Annotated in this window: 16 protein-coding genes and 1 pseudogene; 13 read left to right on the top strand and 4 right to left on the bottom strand. The window is 72.7% G+C overall.

Annotated elements, in window-relative coordinates:
• Positions 1–62: 62 nt before the first annotated feature.
• On the bottom strand, positions 63–971 hold the full coding sequence (locus tag IE145_RS21615; RefSeq protein ID WP_189527145.1) for a 5'-3' exonuclease: 909 nt from the start codon (positions 969–971) through the stop codon (positions 63–65).
• 260 nt (positions 972–1,231) lie between these two features.
• On the opposite strand from IE145_RS21615, the gene IE145_RS21620 reads away from it, so the two are divergent.
• The 4 genes and pseudogenes from IE145_RS21620 to IE145_RS21635 all read left to right on the top strand — a co-directional run bounded on the left by IE145_RS21620 (position 1,232) and on the right by IE145_RS21635 (position 6,435).
• Positions 1,232–2,374, top strand: coding sequence for a quaternary amine ABC transporter ATP-binding protein (locus tag IE145_RS21620; protein ID WP_189527115.1), 1,143 nt, complete (start codon positions 1,232–1,234; stop codon positions 2,372–2,374).
• Positions 2,367–4,987: pseudogene (locus IE145_RS21625) on the top strand (ABC transporter permease/substrate binding protein). Before IE145_RS21620 ends, IE145_RS21625 begins: the two are co-directional and overlap by 8 nt.
• A gap of 164 nt (positions 4,988–5,151) precedes the next feature.
• Entirely contained in the window at positions 5,152–5,697 is a 546-nt protein-coding gene (locus IE145_RS21630; protein WP_189527116.1) for a helix-turn-helix domain-containing protein, read from the top strand.
• 27 nt (positions 5,698–5,724) lie between these two features.
• Positions 5,725–6,435 carry a helical backbone metal receptor gene (locus tag IE145_RS21635; RefSeq protein ID WP_189527117.1) on the top strand — a complete coding sequence of 237 codons (711 nt, stop codon included), beginning with the start codon at positions 5,725–5,727 and terminating at the stop codon, positions 6,433–6,435.
• On the opposite strand, the gene IE145_RS21640 is transcribed toward IE145_RS21635, so the two are convergent.
• Complete coding sequence (locus IE145_RS21640) at positions 6,374–7,570, bottom strand: TDT family transporter (protein WP_189527118.1); 1,197 nt, start codon at positions 7,568–7,570, stop codon at positions 6,374–6,376. The two genes, IE145_RS21635 and IE145_RS21640, sit on opposite strands and share 62 nt — an antisense overlap.
• A 70-nt stretch (positions 7,571–7,640) precedes the next feature.
• On the opposite strand from IE145_RS21640, the gene IE145_RS21645 reads away from it, so the two are divergent.
• Together IE145_RS21645 and IE145_RS21650 are read left to right on the top strand one after the other, a co-directional pair.
• Positions 7,641–8,576 (top strand): LysR family transcriptional regulator, encoded by a 936-nt coding sequence (locus IE145_RS21645; protein ID WP_189527119.1) that lies wholly within the window; start codon positions 7,641–7,643, stop codon positions 8,574–8,576.
• 47 nt (positions 8,577–8,623) lie between these two features.
• On the top strand, positions 8,624–9,694 hold the full coding sequence (locus IE145_RS21650) for a DUF2510 domain-containing protein (RefSeq protein WP_189527120.1): 1,071 nt from the start codon (positions 8,624–8,626) through the stop codon (positions 9,692–9,694).
• An 18-nt stretch (positions 9,695–9,712) separates the two neighbouring features.
• Here the strand turns inward: IE145_RS21650 and IE145_RS21655 are convergent, their stop codons facing one another.
• Positions 9,713–10,915 carry an amino acid deaminase/aldolase gene (locus IE145_RS21655; protein WP_189527121.1) on the bottom strand — a complete coding sequence of 401 codons (1,203 nt, stop codon included), beginning with the start codon at positions 10,913–10,915 and terminating at the stop codon, positions 9,713–9,715.
• Between the two features lie 881 nt (positions 10,916–11,796).
• Here IE145_RS21655 and IE145_RS21660 point away from each other — a divergent pair.
• The 4 genes from IE145_RS21660 (at position 11,797) to IE145_RS21675 (ending at position 15,396) form a co-directional block, all read left to right on the top strand.
• On the top strand, positions 11,797–12,510 hold the full coding sequence (locus IE145_RS21660) for a hypothetical protein (RefSeq protein ID WP_189527122.1): 714 nt from the start codon (positions 11,797–11,799) through the stop codon (positions 12,508–12,510).
• Positions 12,507–13,688: a type VII secretion-associated serine protease mycosin gene (gene mycP / locus IE145_RS21665; protein WP_189527123.1), complete on the top strand. Its 1,182-nt coding sequence runs from the start codon at positions 12,507–12,509 to the stop codon at positions 13,686–13,688. Before IE145_RS21660 ends, mycP begins: the two co-directional genes overlap by 4 nt.
• A gap of 158 nt (positions 13,689–13,846) precedes the next feature.
• The gene (locus tag IE145_RS21670; RefSeq protein WP_189527124.1) at positions 13,847–14,575 is read left to right on the top strand and encodes an SseB family protein; all 729 of its coding nucleotides are present in this window, start codon (positions 13,847–13,849) and stop codon (positions 14,573–14,575) included.
• Between the two features lie 107 nt (positions 14,576–14,682).
• Entirely contained in the window at positions 14,683–15,396 is a 714-nt protein-coding gene (locus IE145_RS21675) for an MIP family channel protein (RefSeq protein ID WP_093813581.1), read from the top strand.
• Between the two features lie 89 nt (positions 15,397–15,485).
• Here IE145_RS21675 and IE145_RS21680 read toward each other — a convergent pair whose 3' ends face one another.
• Positions 15,486–15,848, bottom strand: a complete 363-nt coding sequence (locus IE145_RS21680; RefSeq protein ID WP_006123336.1) for a DUF1844 domain-containing protein — start codon at positions 15,846–15,848, stop codon at positions 15,486–15,488.
• A gap of 390 nt (positions 15,849–16,238) precedes the next feature.
• Between IE145_RS21680 and infC the strand changes: the two genes are divergently transcribed.
• The 3 genes from infC to rplT all read left to right on the top strand — a co-directional run bounded on the left by infC (position 16,239) and on the right by rplT (position 17,705).
• Positions 16,239–16,898 (top strand): translation initiation factor IF-3, encoded by a 660-nt coding sequence (gene infC, locus IE145_RS21685; protein ID WP_189527146.1) that lies wholly within the window; start codon positions 16,239–16,241, stop codon positions 16,896–16,898.
• Positions 16,899–17,019: 121 nt separating this feature from the next.
• Positions 17,020–17,214, top strand: a complete 195-nt coding sequence (gene rpmI, locus IE145_RS21690; RefSeq protein ID WP_003970213.1) for a 50S ribosomal protein L35 — start codon at positions 17,020–17,022, stop codon at positions 17,212–17,214.
• A gap of 107 nt (positions 17,215–17,321) precedes the next feature.
• Positions 17,322–17,705 (top strand): 50S ribosomal protein L20, encoded by a 384-nt coding sequence (gene rplT / locus IE145_RS21695; protein WP_003970214.1) that lies wholly within the window; start codon positions 17,322–17,324, stop codon positions 17,703–17,705.
• Positions 17,706–17,794: the final 89 nt, after the last annotated feature.

The raw sequence follows: 17,794 nt of genomic DNA on the forward strand, positions 1-17,794 counted from the left end.
GGTATACCTAAGTTAACACCCCGGCCGGAGCCCCGGTCGACCCCTCATTGCTGGTCGACCCCTCAGTGCTGAAGGACGGTCAGCAGGCGCTGGATCGCCCCGCTCAGCCCCCACTGCTCCGCCAGCGCCTCCAGCGCGGCCGGGTCGCGCGGTTCGCGCGGCAGCGCCGGATCGAAGTGGGGCAGCGGCACGTCCCCGGCCACCCGGACCACCTTCGGCGCGACGGCGACGTAGGCGCGGGACTCGTCCAGCCGCTTGCGCTGCGACGGGGTCAGCTTCGCCTCGGGGTCGTCTACCGCCGCCATGATCCCGTCGAGATCGCCGTACGCGTCCAGCAGCTTCGCCGCCGTCTTCTCGCCGATGCCGGGGACGCCCGGCAGTCCGTCGCTCGGGTCGCCGCGCAGCAGTGCCAGATCCACGTACCCCGCGCCGTCCACGCCGTACTTCTCGCGCAGCCACGCCTCGTCGGTCACCTGGAGCGTGCCGACGCCCTTGAGCGGGTAGAGCACGCGCACCTGGCGGGCGTCGTCGACCAGCTGATACAGATCGCGGTCGCCGGTGACGATGTCGACCGGGCCCTTCGCCCGCGCCGTGAGCGTGCCGATGATGTCGTCCGCCTCGTACGGCGTGACGCCGACGCGGGCGATCCCGAGCGCCGCCAGCACGTCCTCGATGATCGGGACCTGCGGGGACAGCGTGTCGGGGATCTCCTCCTCGTCCGTCTGTCCGGCAGGCGTCTCCTCGGCGACCCGGTGCGCCTTGTACGTCGGGATGAGGTCGACCCGCCACTGCGGACGCCAGTCGTTGTCCCAGCAGGCGACCAGCTCGTCCGGCCGGTGGTCGTGCACCAGGCGGCCGATGAAGTCGAGGAGGCCGCGCACGGCGTTCACGGGCGTCCCGTCCGGCGCGCGCACCGAATCGGGCACTCCGAAGTAGGCGCGGAAGTACAGGGAGGCGGTGTCGAGGAGCATCAGGCGTCGCGTCACAGACCCGATGATGCCCCACCCCGCCGACAGTCGCTCCCAGTCATCGCTTGTCAGCGCTCCGTCGCAGGTCAGTGATGTGGGTCACGGTCGCGTTTGGGCTGTGTAAGTACGGGCAGGCGCGGCACCGGAGCGGACCACGTCGCATTTTCAACTAGTGCATGTGTCACGCGGACAGAGCCCGCATTGCTCCACGGTCTGCCGGAGGGGGTGGCAGACCGTTTTTCGGTTCGACGCGTGAGGTGTATGTGTCCAGGCTGCAGGCCGAGCACTTGTACAAAGTGTTCGGCAGACGACCCGATGAAGCCGTGCGGAAGCTGGAGAGCGGTGCGGACCGCGACGAGCTGCGCGCCGAGGGAACGACCGCGGCGGTGATCGACGCCTCGTTCACCGTCGAGCCCGGCCAGATCTTCGTCGTCATGGGGTTGTCCGGCTCGGGCAAGTCCACCCTGCTGCGGATGCTCAACGGCCTCCTCGACCCCACCGCTGGCCGGGTGCTCTTCGACGGCCAGGACCTGACCGCGCTGAGCCCCCGCGAGCTGCGCCATGTCCGCTCCACCAAGATCAGCATGGTGTTCCAGCACTTCGCGCTCTTCCCCCACCGGAGCGTCCTGGAGAACGCCGCGTACGGCCTGGAGGTCCAGGGCGTCTCGCGCGAGGAGCGCGAGGTGCGCGCCGCCGAGGCGCTGCGGCTCACCGGCCTCGAAGGCTGGGAGAAGTCCTGGCCCGACGAGCTGTCCGGCGGTATGCAGCAGCGCGTGGGCCTCGCCCGCGCCCTGGCCACCGACGCCGACCTGCTCCTCATGGACGAGTCCTTCAGCGCGCTCGACCCGCTGATCCGCCGTGACATGCAGGACCAGCTCCTGGAGCTCCAGAAGCGCCTGAAGAAGACCATCGTCTTCATCACCCACGACCTGAACGAGGCCATGCGCCTCGGCGACCGGATCGCCGTCATGCGCGACGGGAAGATCGTCCAGCTCGGCAGCGCCGAGGACATCCTCGTCACCCCGGCCAACGACTACGTCGCTTCCTTCACCCAGGACGTCGACCGCTCCCGGGTGCTCACCGCCGGCGCGATCATGGCCGAACCGCACACCGTGATGGGCGGCAAGGCCGCGGACGGCACGGAACTGCGCACCCCGCAGGACGTGCTCGCCGCCGCCCCCGCCGCGGTCGCGGAGTCCACGCCGATCATCGACCTGTTCACGCCCTGCTCGCAGAGCCCGGACCCGGTCGCCGTGACCGACGCCAAGGGCAAGCTCGTCGGAGTCGTCCCCAGCTCCCGGCTGCTCGCCGTCCTCGGCGAGCCCATGACCCCGGCCGAGGCCCCCCGCGACGCCGAGCCCGCAGCCGCGGCCGGTGCCGACGTGAAGAAGGTGGCCGGTGTTTAGGCTCCCCCTCGGCGAATGGGTCGACTCCGCGGTCGACTGGCTGCAGACCCACCTCGTCTGGCTCTTCGACGCCATCAGCTCGATCGTCAGCGGCATGTTCGACGGCATAGCCGCCGTCCTGTCCGCCCCCGCACCGCTGCTGTTCGCGGGCATCGTCGCCGTCATCGCCTGGTGGCTGCGCGGCCTGCCCGCCGCCCTGCTCACCTTCGTCGGATTCGCCCTCATCGACTCCGTCGAACTGTGGGACGAGGCGATGGACACCCTCACCCTGGTGCTCGTCGCGACCCTCGTCACCCTGCTCATCGCCGTACCGCTGGGCATCTGGGCCTCCCGGTCCAGGACGGTCAGCGCGGTGGTCCGCCCGGTCCTGGACTTCATGCAGACCATGCCTGCCATGGTCTACCTGATCCCCGGCGTCATCTTCTTCGGCGTCGGCGTGGTCCCCGGCATCATCGCCACGATCATCTTCGCGCTGCCCCCGGGCGTCCGGATGACCGAACTCGGCATCCGGCAGGTCGACGGCGAACTCGTCGAGGCGGCCGAGGCCTTCGGCACCACCTCGCGCAACACCCTGCTGCGCGTCCAGCTGCCCCTCGCACTGCCCACGATCATGGCCGGCATCAACCAGGTGATCATGCTCGGCCTGTCCATGGTCGTCATCGCGGGCATGGTCGGCGGCGGCGGCCTCGGCGGCTCCGTCTACCGCGCCATCGGCAACGTCGACGTCGGCCTCGGCTTCGAGGCGGGCATCTCCATCGTCATCCTCGCCATGTACCTGGACCGGATGACCGGTGCGCTCGGCACCGTGGTCTCCCCGCTGGGCCGCCGCGCGGTCGCCAAGACCCGGGCGATGGCCGAGGGCTGGAAGATCTGGACCTACCGCCCGCAGCCCGTCGTCGCGGTCGCGGCGATCGTCGCCCTCGCCCTCGTGGCCGGAGGCATGAGCGTCTTCGGCGGCTCCAAGGCCGACACCGCCGGCAAGAGCGCCCAGGTCGGCGACGGCAAGAAGATCTCCATCGGCTACATCCCGTGGGACGAGGGCATCGCCTCCACGTTCCTCTGGAAGGAGATGCTGGAGCAGCGCGGCTTCGAGGTCGACGTCAAGCAGTACGAGGCCGGCGCGCTGTACACCGGTATGGCCAACGGGCAGATCGACTTCCAGACCGACTCCTGGCTGCCGGTCACCCACGCCAGCTACTGGGAGAAGTACCAGGACCGCCTGGAGGACATGGGCTCGTGGTACGCGCCCACCTCGCTGGAGCTGGCCGTCCCGGCGTATATGAAGGACATCACGTCGATGGAGGACCTGAAGGGCCGGGCCTCCGAGTTCAAGGGCCGCATCGTCGGCATCGAGCCGAGCGCCGGTGAGATGGGCCTGCTCAAGGACAAGCTCCTGCCGGGCTACGGCCTCGACGAGGAGTACAAGCTCATCGACGGCTCCACGCCGTCCATGCTGGCCGAGCTGAAGCGCGCGTACGCCAAGAAGGAACCGATCGTCGTTCCGCTCTGGTCGCCGCACTGGGCCTACAACGACTACGACCTCACCAAGCTCAAGGACCCCAAGGGTCTGTGGGGCGAGGGCGACGGCATCCACACCCTGGCGCGCAAGGGCTTCTCGCAGGAGAACCCCGAGGTCGCCCAGTGGCTGAAGAGCTTCAAGATGACCGAGGAGCAGCTCACCAGCCTGGAGGCCGAAATCCAGAAGGCCGGTTCGGGCAAGGAGCAGCAAGCGGTCCGCACCTGGCTGAAGGACAACTCCGGCGTCGTCGACACGTGGGCCCCGCCCCGAAGGACGCCCGGGCCGTGAGCGGTGACGACGAGCGCAAGCGCCCGGTCGAGGTCGCCTGGTTCCCCTGGGAGGAGGACATCGCCGCCACGTACCTGTGGAAGGCGGTCCTGGAGGAGCGCGGCTACAAGATCAACCTCAAGCAGTTCGACGTCGGGCCGATGTACGCCGCCATGTCACGCGGTCAGATCGACGTCCAGTTCGACGGCTGGCTGCCGTACACCCAGAAGAACTACTGGGACAAGTACGGCGACAAGCTGACCGACATCGGTTCCTGGTACGGGCCGACCTCTGTCGAGATCGCCGTCCCCGACTACGTCAAGGACGTCGAGTCCCTCGACGACCTCAAGGGCAAGGGCTCCGACTTCAAGGGCCGGATCGTCGGCATCGAGCCCGGCGCCGCCGCGATGGAGAACCTCAAGAAGAACGTCCTGCCGCAGTACGGCCTGGACAAGGAGTTCAAGGTCCTCGACTCCTCCACGCCCGGCATGCTCGCCGAACTGAAGCGCGCGTACGCCAAGAAGGAGCCCATCGCGGTCCTGCTGTGGACCCCGCACTGGGCGTACAACGAGTACGGCATGACCAAGCTGAAGGACCCGAAGAAGGCGTTCGGTGACGGCGACCGGCTGCACACCATCGCCTCCAAGGAGTTCCCGCAGCAGTACCCGCAGCTGACGAAGTGGTTCAAGGACTTCAAGCTCACCGAGAAGCAGCTCGGCGGCCTGGAGAACGAGATCCAGAAGCGCGGCGCGGGCCACGAGGAGGAAGCCGTGAAGGCCTGGATGGACGACAACCCGGGCATCGCGGACACCATGGCGCCCCAGTAGGGCTCACGGGCAGAAAACCACAGGCCGGAAAGGGGTGGCCCCGCCTTCGGGCGGGGCCACCCCTTTCCGGCTGCCCGCAGGTCGTTTTCCGGACGTCGTGCGCAACCATGTGCGTAAGGTGCTCGCAACCGCGAGGATGGGCGGGTGCGGGAGGGAGCTCGGACATGGACGACAAGGACACACCGCGGGTGGGCGCCGCGGTCCGGCGTCGACGCCGAACCCTCGGCCTCACGCTGGCCGCGGTCGCCGAGCGCAGCGGGCTCTCCGTGCCCTTCCTCAGCCAGATTGAGAACGAACGGGCCCGCCCCAGCGCCCGCTCCCTCGACCGGGTCGCCGAAGCGCTGGAGACCACCACCAAGAAGCTCCACGACGCCGCCGACTCCGCCCGCGCCGTGGACGTCGTCCGGGGCGAGGAGGGCGAGGGCGTACGCCGCCTGGTGCGCGGCCGCCACCAGCTCAGCGCCCTGGAGTTCTCCGGCGAACCGGACCTCGGCCGCGAGTTCCAGCACCGCAACGACGAGCTGATGTACGTCGTCGCGGGCGCCGTCGACGTCGAGGCGGAGGGCCAGGTGCACCGGCTGGAGAGCGGCGACACCCTGTTCCTCTCCGGCGGGGTCCGCCACCGCTGGCGCGCCACCGTGCCCGGCACCCGGCTCCTCGTCGTCTCGGTGGCCGAACACATCGACGCCACCTTCGACTCGCGCCGCTGAGCCCCGCCCCTGCCCGAAAGGCGTTCCGTGCGCGTCGTCTCCCTGGTCCCCTCGCTCACCGAGGCCGTCGCCCGCACCGCCCCCGGGCTGCTCGTCGGCGTCACCGACTGGTGCACCCACCCGGCCGGCCTCGCCGCCGCCCGGATCGGAGGCACGAAGAACCCCGACGTGGCCGCGATCGCCGCCCTCGCCCCCGACCTCGTGATCGCCAACGAGGAGGAGAACCGGGCCCCCGACCTCGACGCGCTCCGGGCCGCCGGGCTCGACGTCCTCGTCACCGAGGTCCGCACCCTGGACCAGGCGTTCACCGAACTCCACCACGTCCTCGTCGACCGCTGCGGGCTCGCCCGGCCCCGCTGGCTGGACACGGCCGAGGCCGCCTGGGCCGCCCTGCCCGCGCCCTCCGCACCCCCGCGCCCCGCCGTCGTACCGATCTGGCGCAGGCCCTGGATGGTGCTGGGGCACGACACCTTCGCCGGGGACCTCCTCGCCCGCCTCGGCGTCCGCAACGTCTACGCCGACCACCCCGAGCGCTACCCGCGCGTCCCCGTCGACGAGCTGAACGCCTCCGGGGCCGAGCTGGTCGTCCTGCCCGACGAGCCCTACCGCTTCACCGCCGACGACGGCCCCGAGGCCTTCCCCGCCCTGCCCGCCGCACTCGTCGACGGGCGGCTGCTCACGTGGTACGGGCCGTCACTGGCCGAGGCGGCACGGGCGCTGCCGTCAGCGCTCCGCTGACCACCCCGCGCACCGTCCGCGTCCCCGCCGCCGCCCACGCCACGACCAGGAACACGTACAGCGCCACCGCGAGCCAGGTCAGCGCGTCCAGACCGGTGTGCCGCGCCAGACCCGCCGCCCCCGTCACACACGTACCGACGGGGAAGGTGAACGCCCACCACGTCATCGCGAACCCCATCCCGTTCCGTACGGCCCGCACCACCATCGCGGCCGCCAGCACCAGCCACAGCAGCGCGAAGCCCATCACCGGCACCCCGTACAGCACGGCGAACGCGCCGAACGCCGAGGCGTAGGGGGCCGCCACCGCCCCCGGGGCGACATCGGCCAGCTGGTTGACGGCGGTCGTCGACTGGCCGAGCGGCCCCAGCACCAGAAACAGCGTCGGCGTCAGCGCGAGCGGCAGCGGACCGTGGTGGACCAGCCGCGAGAAGACCAGCGGCAGCACCACCAGCGTCGCCAGCAACGACAGCCCGAACATCGCGTAGCAGGCCAGCAGCAGCGCCTCACGCCCCTGCCCGGCCCCCAGGCGGGGCACCAGCAGCGCGCCCTGCGAGGCCGACACCATCGGGGCGACCAGCGGCAGCAGCCAGACCGGCGACGCGGTCCCGGGCGCGGGACGGTGGCGCACGACCATCAGATACGGCACCACGACGGCCGCCACCAGCCCCACCGCCGTACCCGCCGAGAACAGCACCACGTCCACCGCGAGCGCCGCCCGCGTCCCCACCACGTCCGCGCCCACCGTCAGGGTGGCCCCGCCGACGGCCATCAGCGCCATCGACAGACAGCCGTAGAACGGGGCGACCGACGGGTCCAGCAGATGGGCGCGGGCCTGGTCCCGGTGGCAGAGCCAGTGCCCGGTCCGCGCGGCGAGGACGGCCAGGAGCAGCACGGCCGACAGCGCCCACACCACGGTGATCGCTGCCCGCAGACCGGGAACGCCGACGGGGAGCGCGGCCCCGGCGCCCGCGACGATCGCGGTGCCCATCACGCTCGCGTACCAGTTCGGGCCGATGTGCCGCAGGGACGGCAGCCGCGACGCGTCGCCGGACGTCCCGGACGCCTGCGCCGGGCGGGGCGCCGACGCGGCGGCGGGAGGCGGTACGGCGGTCCTGGTCTGCGGAAAGATGGCCATGCCACGATTCTTGGCGGCGGCGCCCACGCCCACCAGGGACCCCGTTCCTATGAGGTCATAAGCTGGCTTGATGACCGGCGACGACCCGCACACCCCCCACATCCCCCTCGCCCACCGGGTCCCCGACCTCGGGGCGCTGGAACTCCTGCTCGCCGTCGCCCGCCACGGCAGCCTCGGCCGGGCCGCCCGGGACGTCGGCATCACCCAGCCCGCCGCCTCCAGCCGGGTCCGGTCCATGGAGCGGCAGCTCGGTGTCACCCTGCTGGACCGCTCGCCGCGCGGCTCCCGGCTCACCGACGCGGGCGCGCTGGTCACCGACTGGGCGCGCCGGGTCGTCGAGGCGGCCGAGGCCTTCGACGCGGGCACGCAGGCGCTGCGCGACCGCCGCGACTCCCGGCTGCGGGTCGCCGCCAGCATGACGATCGCCGAATACCTGCTGCCGGGCTGGCTGATCGCCCTGCGCGGGGAGCGCCCGGACACCGCGGTCTCGCTCCTCGTCGGCAATTCGGCGGCCGTCGCCCGCCGCCTGGTCACCGGCGAGGCCGACCTCGGCTTCGTCGAGGGCCTGTCGATACCGGAGGGCCTCGACGGGACCGTCATCGCCCACGACCGCCTCGTCGTCGTGGTCGCCCCCACCCACCCCTGGGCCCGTCGGCGCACCCCGCTGCTGCCCGGCGAACTCGCCGCCACCCCGCTGATCCTGCGCGAACACGGCTCCGGCACCCGCCAGGTCCTGGACGCCGCGCTCGCCGTGCACGGCGGACTGGCCCGGCCGCTGCTGGAACTCTCCTCCACGACCGCCGTGAAGGGCGCGGCCGAGAGCGGCGCGGGCCCCTGTGTCCTGAGCGAACTGGCCCTGGGCGAGGAGCTGTCCGCCCGCCGCCTCGTCCAGGTCCCGGTCGCGGGCGTACGGCTGCGCCGCCAACTGCGCGCCGTCTGGCCCGGCGGCCACCGCCCCGCCGGCCCCGCCCGCGATCTGCTGTCCCTGACCGGCCGCGGCGCCTGAACCGGGACGCCCGTGACCGTGCCGGGGGCGGACTTTAGAGTGTGGGCATGAGCTACGCGACGCCGCCCGGCTGGTATCCGGACACGGGCACACCCGGCCTGGAGCGCTGGTGGGACGGCACGGCCTGGACCGCGCACACCCGCCCGCCCGCCGCCGGCCCGGCCGCATCGCACCAGCCCTCCGCACCGGCGGATCCCGGGCCCGTGCAGTCCGGGCCCGCCGGGTTCGGCCCGGCCGGGGTCGGTCCGGCGGACCCCGGCCCGGGGGGCTTCGGCCCGGCGGAGTCGGCGTCGGCCGGGTTCGGCCCGCCGTCGTTTCCGCTCCCGCACCAGCGCGGCCCGCACGACGGCCCCGGGGGCGGCAACCGGACGAAGATCCTGGCGATCACGCTCTCCGGGGCGCTGGTCCTGGGCGCGGCCGTCACCGGCGTGATCCTCCTGGGCCGCGACGACGGCGGCACGCCGGCCGCTCCGACCACGACCACCTCGACGCCGGCCCCCGTCACCACACCCTCGGCCACCGCCTCGGCCTCCGACGAACCCGACCCCGACGAGAACCCGGCCGTTCTCGTCGACCAGCTCAACGGGGTCACGGTGCCGGTGCCCGAGGGCTGGGAGAAGCCGAAGAGCAGCTCCTCCGACGTCCCCACCATCCGCACCGTCCAGTCCTACGACTGCCCCGGCGGCTCGTCGTTCTGCTACCACGGCACGGTCACCACCCACACCGCCCGGAGCACCGGGACCGACCCCAAGGCCCTGGCCGAGGCCGACATCACCACCGCCGCCGACCTCGCCTACGAGGAGGACAGCCTCGGCCGCCGCAACCACGGCGGCATCACCTCGCACAAGGTGCTCAAGGCCGAGCAGCTGTCCGTCGCCGGACGCGTCGGCTACCTGGTGCGCTGGCAGGTCACCACCGGCAAGGGACCCGGCGGGTACGTGCAGTCCGTCGCCTTCCCCTCGTCCGTGGGCACCGGAACCCCCGTGATCGTCCGGCTCGTCTTCGACGCGGACGTCACCGGGCTGCCGCTCTCGCTGATGGACACGATCACCCGGGGCATCCGCCCGCTCGGCGACGACGGGACGAGTGGCGGCGTGGGCGCGTCGATCAGCCCCTGAGGGCGCGCGTGTCCCCGGTCAGAGGAAGGTCTGCCCCTCGCCCCGGTACGTCGGAACGCTCGCGGTGACCCGGTCGCCCTCGATCAGGTGCAGCGTGTCGAAGCGCTCGCACAGCTCCCCGGCCTTGGCGTGCCGGAACCACACCTTGTCGCCGATCAGCAGATCGTCGGCGGGGGAGCCCAGCAGCGGTGTCTGCACCTCGCCCGCGCCCTCCTGCCGGTCGTAGCGCAGCCCCTCCGGCAGATACGGCACCGGCGAGCGGTCCGCGCCGGCCGCGCCGGACGCCGGATAGCCGCCCCCGAGCACCGTCACCACGCCCACCCCGGGCCGGCGCACCACGGGCTGCGCGAACAGGGCCGCCGGACGGGCGGTGAACGACGTGTAGTTGTCGAACAGCCGGGGCGCGTACAGCCCCGAACCGGCGGCGATCTCCGTCACCGCGCTCTCGGCCGCCGTGTGCTGCACGCTGCCCGTGCCGCCGCCGTTCACGAACTCCAGCTCCGGCGCGACCGCCCGGACCGCCCGCACGACCTCCGCCCGGCGTACCGCCAGCTCCTTGCGGGCGGCGGCCTGCATCAGCCGGATCGCCCGGGACCGCAGCGGCCGCCCGACGACCGCGTCCCCGACCCCGGCGACATGGCCCTCGTACGCCATCAGCCCCACCAGCCGGAAGCCGGGCCTGCGCGCCACCGAGCGGGCCAGCTCGGCGAGCTGGGCGGGGGAGCGCAGCGGCGAGCGCAGCGCCCCGATCCGCACCCGGCCGCCCAGCATCCGCAGCGAGGTGTCCAGCTCCAGGCAGACCCGGATCTCCTCGCGCCCACCGGCACGGGAGGCGTCGATCAGCTCCAGCTGGGCGTGGTCGTCCACCATCACCGTCACGGCCGCGGCCAGCTTCGGATCGGCCGCCAGCTCGGCGAAGGCGGCCCGGTCCGCCGACGGATACGCCAGCAGTACGTCGTCGAATCCGGCCCGCGCCAGCCACAGCGACTCCGCCAGCGTGTACGACATGATCCCGGCGAACCCGGGCCGCGCGAGCGCCCGCTCCAGCAGGGTGCGGCACCGCACCGACTTGCTCGCCACCCGGACGGGCTTCCCGGCCGCCCGCCGCACCAGATCGTCGGCGTTGGCGTCGAGCGCCTCCAGATCCACGATCGCGATCGGGGCGTCGAGATGGGCGGTGGCCCGGTCGTAGCAGGTCCGGTCAGCGGTGCGGGCAGTCATGGCCGCAGCTTGCCAGAGAGCCGCTACGGCTGGGTAGGGGGACGATCGGGACAGATCCTCCGGCGCCCGGCAGTCCTGTTCCCCGCAGCCCGCCCACAGCCCGTAGAGTGACCTGCACGCGAGCACCAACGGGCCTGTCACCGGCGGTGATCCGTGGTCGGTACGAGGATGTGTCAGCAGGGGGCCGGATGAGTACCGAAGCGCAGCGCGCTCCTGTCCCGCCCCGCCCGACCACTCCTCCCACATCCCCGCCGGCGAAGCCCCCGACACCGCCCCGCCCCGGGACGCCTCCGGCCCCCGCAGCCCCCGCCGCCCAGTCTCCGGGCCCCGCCCAGGAGGCTCCCACCGCCCCGTCGGCCGCATCGGACCGATCCGGTCCACCGGCAGCCTTCACCCGGCAGGGCGCATCACGCCGCCAGGCGCCCCCGGCACAACCCGGCCCGCCCACCGCAAGCCCCGCGCCCGCGCCCACGAGCCCCGCGCACCCCGGCCCGCCCGCCGCAGGCCCCGCGTCCTCCGCGCGCCCCGGCCCGCCCAGCGCGCCCGCCGCAAGCCCCGCGCCCTCCGCGCACCCCGGCCCGCCCGCCGCAGGCCCCGCGCCGCCCCCGACCACGAGCCCCGCGCCCTCCGCGCACCCGGGCCCGCCCACCGCGCCCCCCGCCCAGCCCGCGACCAGCCCCACCCCGCCCCCCGGCACCTGGCGCAGGCCCGTCGGGGCCGTCGGCCCGACGCCCGCGCCGGGGGCCGTTCCTCCGCCCCCCGGTGGCCACCGGACGCCCGTCCGCCCCGGCTTCCCCGAGACGCCCGTCGAGACCACCACCCGGCTGCGCCCCGTCAGGCCCCGGCAGCGGTGGCGTACGACGGCGGCCGCCGCCTGCGTCGTGCTCGGGCTCGGGCTGATCGGCGGAGCCGTCACCGGCGCCTGGCTGACCGGCGACTCCTCGGCCGGGACGGCCAGGAGCCCGTACACCGCCGCCCGGGACGCCTGGCACAGCGTCCCCGTCGACACGCTGTTCCCGCGCACCCTGAAGGGCCGGGGCGCGGGCCCCGGCGGCACCCACCGCACCTGGACCCGGGTCGCCGTCGCCGCCGACAGCACCTGCAAGGACGGCCTCGATCCGCTGCTCCTCACCACGCTCCGCCCCGTCGGCTGCGAGCGGCTGCTGCGCGCCACGTACACCGACGCCACCCGCTCCGCCGTCACCACCGTCGGCCTCGTCTTCACCGAGGCCGACGCCTCCGGCATGCAGGCCCTGCGCACCCGGTTCACCGAGCAGAAGCTCGGTGCGCGCAAGGACCTGATGCCGCGCACGTACGCCCCCGAGGGCACCTCCGCGGCCTCCTTCGGCGACGAACAGCGCGCCAGCTGGACAGTCAACCCGCTCACCGAGATCCCGGTCGTCGTCCTCGCCGTCTCCGGCTTCGCGGACGGCCGCGCCGTCGCCGAACCGCAGCCCGCGGCCGACGCCATGGCCTCCGGCGCCGAGACGGCCGTCGCCCAGGCCGGGCTCGGCCACGAGGCGAAGGGCGTCGCGGACCGGGTGGAGCGCGGACTGCGCGCAGCCGTCGCCGACCTCACGGAGCAGCCCGGATGACCCGCCGACCCCGCCGCGCCCTCGCCGCGCTCTGCGCCGCCGCCGTCCTCGTCCTCACCCCCGCCGCGCCCGCCCACGCCGACGCCATCCGCGACCAGCAGTGGGCCCTGGACGCCCTCCACACGGACCGGGCCTGGCAGACCACCCGCGGCGACGGCATCACCGTCGCCGTCCTGGACACCGGGGTCGACGACGCCCACCCCGACCTCACCGGCCAGGTGCTCCCCGGCAAGGACCTCGTCGGCTTCGGCGCCGCCCGCGGCGACTCCTCCTGGGCCCTGCACGGCACCGCCATGGCCGGCATCATCGCCGGACACGGCAACGGTCCCGGCCGCACCGACGGCATCCTCGGCATCGCCCCCGAAGCCCGGATCCTGCCGGTCCGGGTCATCCTCGAATCCAAGGACCCGGCCCGCGCCAAGGCCCGCAAGACCCGGGGCGCCGCACTTGCCGACGGCATCCGGTGGGCCGCCGACAACGGCGCCGACGTCATCAACCTCTCCCTGGGCGACGACAGCAAGTCCGCCCACCCCGACCCCGGCGAGGACGAGGCCATCCAGTACGCCCTGTCCAAGGGCATCCCCGTGATCGCGTCGGCGGGCAACGGCGGAGAGAAGGGGGACCGGATCTCCTACCCCGCCGCCTACCCGGGGGTGATCGCGGTCGCCGCCGTCGACGAGTACGGCACCCACGCCTCGTTCTCCACCCGCCGCTGGTACGCCACCGTCAGCGCCCCCGGCGTCGACATCGTGGTCGCCAACCCGGACGGGCACTACTACATCGAGTGGGGCACCTCCGCCGCCGCCGCGTTCGTCTCCGGCTCGGTCGCCCTGGTCCGGGCCGCCCACCCCGGTCTCTCCCCGGCCCAGATCAAGAAGCTTCTCGCCGACACCGCCCGCGACGCCCCCGCCCAGGGCCGCGACGACTCCCGCGGCTACGGCATCGTCGACCCGGCGGAGGCCATCGAGGCGGGCGCCCGGCTGCGCCCGGCGGACCTGGACGCCAAGGCCGCCCCGGCCGGACACCGGGGGCGGTACTTCGGCGCGGGCCCGACCCCGCCCCGTACCGCCGACGGGACGGCCAACTGGGCCGCCCCGCTCGCCGGCGGCCTCGGCGCGGTGCTGCTGGCCGCCGCCGTCGTTCTGTGGCGCGGCCGCAACGCCCCCGGCCACCGCTGACCGAGCGCGTTCGCCCCTTCGGCGCACGCCGGGCCCGGACGCCGCCGAGCCTCGTCGGCGTACGCCGGACCCGGCCACCGCCTCGTCGGCGTACGCCGGACCCGCCCACCGCGACACCTGCGAGCAGGCCCCCGGGCGCCAGGCACTACCCTCGTCCCGTGGAGCTCAAGAACATTCCGGACCCCGGTTTCTCCGACGACGACGGCTCGGCCTCTCCGGCCTTGACCAGCGCACTCGACGCATGGTCCCGGGACCGGACCGCCGTCGGCCCGGTCCTCACGGCCCTGCGGGACGCCCGGCTCCTGGTCCCCGTCGTCGCCGTACTCGGCGAGGTCGAGGAGGACGAGAGGGGGCTGCGGCGCGAGAAGACCAGCGACATGGCCGTGCCCACCCTCAAGGCGGGCGACCGGCGCGCGCTGCCCGCCTTCACCTCGACCGCCTCGCTCGCGCTCTGGGACCCCGAGGCGCGCCCCGTCGCCGTACCGCTGCACCAGGCCCTCCAGGCCGCCGCCCACGAGAAGGCCGACACCGTCGTCCTGGACCTCGCCGGGCCCGTGACCTTCGAGCTGAGCGGACAGGCGCTCCTGGCGCTGGCCGAGAACCGCACCACCACCGACCCGCTCCAGGACCCCGCGGTCATCGACGCCGTACGGGACATCGTCGCCGCCGACCCCGCCGTGGTCCGGGCCCACCTCGGCCCCGGCAGCGCGGACGGCACCCTCGCGCTCGTCCTCGCCCCGGACGCGGTCCCCGCCGAGGCCGCCCGCCGCGTCGCGCAGGCCCTGTCGGTCAGTGAGATGCTGCGGGCCCGGCTGGTCAGCGGCCTGGACCTGGCCCTCCTCCCCGCCGGAACGGCCATGCCGGGAGAGCCTCTTTTCACCCGCTGAACCACGGGTGAGCCCCGGCCCGACGAGCGCGAAGCGTCCACCACCATGAGAATTGTCGGGAAAATCGGAGGAATCCGACCAACCGGACGACATCGCGAGGTGGTTCCATGCAGAAGCGGATCGTGGCGTCAGAGTTTCTCGGCACCTTGCTGCTGGTGTTTTTCGCCGTGGGGTCCGCGGTGGTCGCCGTCGAATACCTCGGCACGGTGGGGATCGCCCTCACCTTCGGCTTCACCCTCCTCGCCCTGGCCTATGCGCTCGGCCCGATCTCCGGCTGCCATGTCAATCCGGCGGTGACGCTGGGCATGCTGATGGCCGGCCGCATCGACATCCGTACGGCCGTGGAGCGCTGGGTGGCCCAGTTCCTCGGCGCGATCGTCGGCTCCGCCCTGCTGTTCCTGCTGGCGAAGCAGATCCCCGGCCTGGAGACCAGCGGCGAGTTCGGCACCAACGGCTACGACGACCGGTCGGCCGTCGGCATCAACATCGGCGGCGCCTTCCTCGCCGAGGTCGTGCTGACGTTCCTGCTCGTCTACGTGGTCCTCGCGGTGACCCACAAGGTCGCGGTCACCGGCTTCGACGGCCTGCCCATCGGTCTGGCGCTCGCGGCGATCCATCTGGTGGGCATCCCGCTGACCGGCACCTCGGTCAACCCGGCGCGCAGCTTCGGCCCGGCGCTCTTCGCGGGTGGCGCCGCCCTCTCCCAGCTCTGGCTGTTCATCGTCGCGCCGCTGGTCGGCGGAGTGATCGCGGCCTACGCCCACCGGCTCACCCACCCCTTCCCCAACGTCCTGCCCGAGGAGACCGAGGACGCCATCTGAGGCCCGCGAACGGTCTCGACGCAAACGCGCGGGAGCCCGCCGTCCCACGGGGGGACGGCGGGCTCCCTGGCGTACGGGGGAGGGCGCGGCTAGCCGTAGACGGGGCCGGTGTACTTCTCGCCGGGGCCGTGGCCGGGCTCGTCCGGCACCAGTGAGGCCTCGCGGAAGGCGAGCTGGAGCGACTTCAGGCCGTCGCGCAGCGGCGAGGCGTGGAAGGTGCTGATCTCCGTGGTGCTCGCGTCCAGCAGTCCGGCCAGGGCGTGGACCAGCTTGCGGGCCTCGTCGAGGTCCTTGTGGTCCTCGCCCTCCTCGGTGAGGCCGAGCTTCACGGCGGCAGCGCTCATCAGGTTGACGGCGACCGTCACGATCACCTCGACCGCGGGGACCTCCGCGATGTCGCGGGCCATGTCGTCGAAGCCGGGGTTCTCACTGCTGGGGGTCGCGTCGCTCATGCCCACACGATAAGGCCAGGCCACCGCCCTTCCGTCCGCGGGCGTCCCTCCCGCCTCCGTGGTGCGGGTACCGGCGATCGTGCGGTAGTCTGGTGGAACGACCGGCCGGACATCTATGTGCCCGGCCCACAAGTGGAGGCTCCGATCTCCCACCTGGCCGTCCGTTCAGGACGGCGGGTCACCGGTCAGGCGGCGACCATCGTTCCGTACGGACGATGGGCCCGCCCGATAGCCCCGCGGTCCACCGCGGCGGTGTTCCGGTAGTTCCTGGAGCCTCGCCTTGTGTTCCGTCCGGGGCATTTTTGCGGTTCCGGCGCGGTTGGTCTTGACGTTACAAGACGTTACGCGGCTGTCCGCCAGGCGGTCGCGTGGTGCTACCGAGGAGGATCCATCAGCGCCGAGCCCCGCATCAACGACCGGATTCGCGTTCCCGAGGTCCGACTTGTCGGTCCCAGTGGCGAGCAGGTCGGGATTGTTCCGCTTGCCAAGGCCCTGGAACTCGCACAGGAGTACGACCTCGACCTGGTCGAGGTGGCGGCGACAGCCCGTCCGCCCGTGTGCAAGCTCATGGACTACGGCAAGTTCAAGTACGAGTCGGCCATGAAGGCCCGTGAGGCGCGCAAGAACCAGGCGCACACGGTCATCAAGGAGATGAAGCTCCGGCCGAAGATCGACCCGCACGACTATGACACCAAGAAGGGTCACGTCGTCCGGTTCCTCAAGCAGGGCGACAAGGTCAAGATCACGATCATGTTCCGTGGTCGTGAGCAGTCCCGTCCTGAGCTGGGCTTCCGACTGCTCCAGCGTCTCGCTTCGGACGTCGAGGACCTGGGCTTCATCGAGTCCAACCCGAAGCAGGACGGCCGGAACATGATCATGGTTCTGGGCCCGCACAAGAAGAAGACCGAAGCCATGGCCGAAGCCCGTGAGGCCCAGGCCGCCCGCAAGGCGGAGCGTCAGGGTTCCTCCGACGCCGCGTCCCAGGGCGAGACCGCCGAGGCCCAGGCCGACGCGGCCGAGGCTCCGGCCGAGACACCTTCCGAGGCGTGACCTTCGGGGGCCGCCACCCAGGCGCCCCCGGGTCATCCCGGAATCCCATAGAGATCTGACGCCCCTGCAGTCCGGTGCTCCGCACCGTGAGGGGCGCCACTGACGAGGAGAGAACGGCGCGATGCCGAAGAACAAGACGCACAGCGGTGCCAGCAAGCGCTTCAAGATCACCGGCTCCGGCAAGGTGCTCCGCGAGAGGGCCGGCAAGCGCCACCTGCTCGAGCACAAGTCGTCCAAGAAGACCCGCTCGCTGACCGGCACGGTCGTCGTGGCTCCGGCCGACGCCAAGAAGATCAAGAAGCTTCTCGGCAAGTGAGGTCCGGCCTCCGGCTCGCCCCGGAGGCACGACCTCGATCACACCGGGACCAATTCGTTTCCGGGCCGTGTGAAGACACCCACGGCCCCGCTACAAGGAGTTAACAAGTGGCACGCGTCAAGCGGGCAGTCAACGCCCACAAGAAGCGCCGGGCAATCCTCGAAGCCGCCAGCGGCTACCGCGGTCAGCGCTCGCGTCTGTACCGCAAGGCCAAGGAGCAGGTCACCCACTCCCTGGTCTACAACTACAACGACCGCAAGAAGCGCAAGGGCGACTTCCGTCAGCTGTGGATCCAGCGCATCAACGCCGCTGCCCGCCAGAACGGCATGACGTACAACCGCCTCATCCAGGGCCTGAAGGCCGCCAACATCGAGGTGGACCGCAAGATCCTGGCCGAGCTCGCGGTCAACGACGCCAACGCGTTCGCCGCCCTCGTCGAGGTCGCCCAGAAGGCCCTCCCGAGCGACGTCAACGCCCCGAAGGCCGCCTGATCCAGGCACCGCCTTCCCAGGCAGTACGTGAACCGGACCCGCAGGCGCACGCCGCCTGCGGGTCCGGTGCGTTGCCGCTGAACCCCACC

It is taken from the genome of Streptomyces sindenensis, from assembly GCF_014649035.1.
In the GTDB taxonomy this organism is placed as follows: Bacteria; Actinomycetota; Actinomycetes; order Streptomycetales; family Streptomycetaceae; genus Streptomyces; species Streptomyces sindenensis.

What these genes read in the sequence shown, in the direction of transcription:
- IE145_RS21615 (WP_189527145.1), bottom strand. Translation starts at nt 971, where the DNA reads ATGCTCCTCGACACCGCCTCCCTGTACTTCCGCGCCTACTTCGGAGTG.
- IE145_RS21630 (WP_189527116.1), top strand. Translation starts at nt 5,152, where the DNA reads ATGGACGACAAGGACACACCGCGGGTGGGCGCCGCGGTCCGGCGTCGA.
- IE145_RS21640 (WP_189527118.1), bottom strand. Translation starts at nt 7,570, where the DNA reads ATGGCCATCTTTCCGCAGACCAGGACCGCCGTACCGCCTCCCGCCGCC.
- IE145_RS21645 (WP_189527119.1), top strand. Translation starts at nt 7,641, where the DNA reads ATGACCGGCGACGACCCGCACACCCCCCACATCCCCCTCGCCCACCGG.
- IE145_RS21650 (WP_189527120.1), top strand. Translation starts at nt 8,624, where the DNA reads ATGAGCTACGCGACGCCGCCCGGCTGGTATCCGGACACGGGCACACCC.
- IE145_RS21655 (WP_189527121.1), bottom strand. Translation starts at nt 10,915, where the DNA reads ATGACTGCCCGCACCGCTGACCGGACCTGCTACGACCGGGCCACCGCC.
- mycP (WP_189527123.1), top strand. Translation starts at nt 12,507, where the DNA reads ATGACCCGCCGACCCCGCCGCGCCCTCGCCGCGCTCTGCGCCGCCGCC.
- IE145_RS21675 (WP_093813581.1), top strand. Translation starts at nt 14,683, where the DNA reads ATGCAGAAGCGGATCGTGGCGTCAGAGTTTCTCGGCACCTTGCTGCTG.
- IE145_RS21680 (WP_006123336.1), bottom strand. Translation starts at nt 15,848, where the DNA reads ATGAGCGACGCGACCCCCAGCAGTGAGAACCCCGGCTTCGACGACATG.
- rpmI (WP_003970213.1), top strand. Translation starts at nt 17,020, where the DNA reads ATGCCGAAGAACAAGACGCACAGCGGTGCCAGCAAGCGCTTCAAGATC.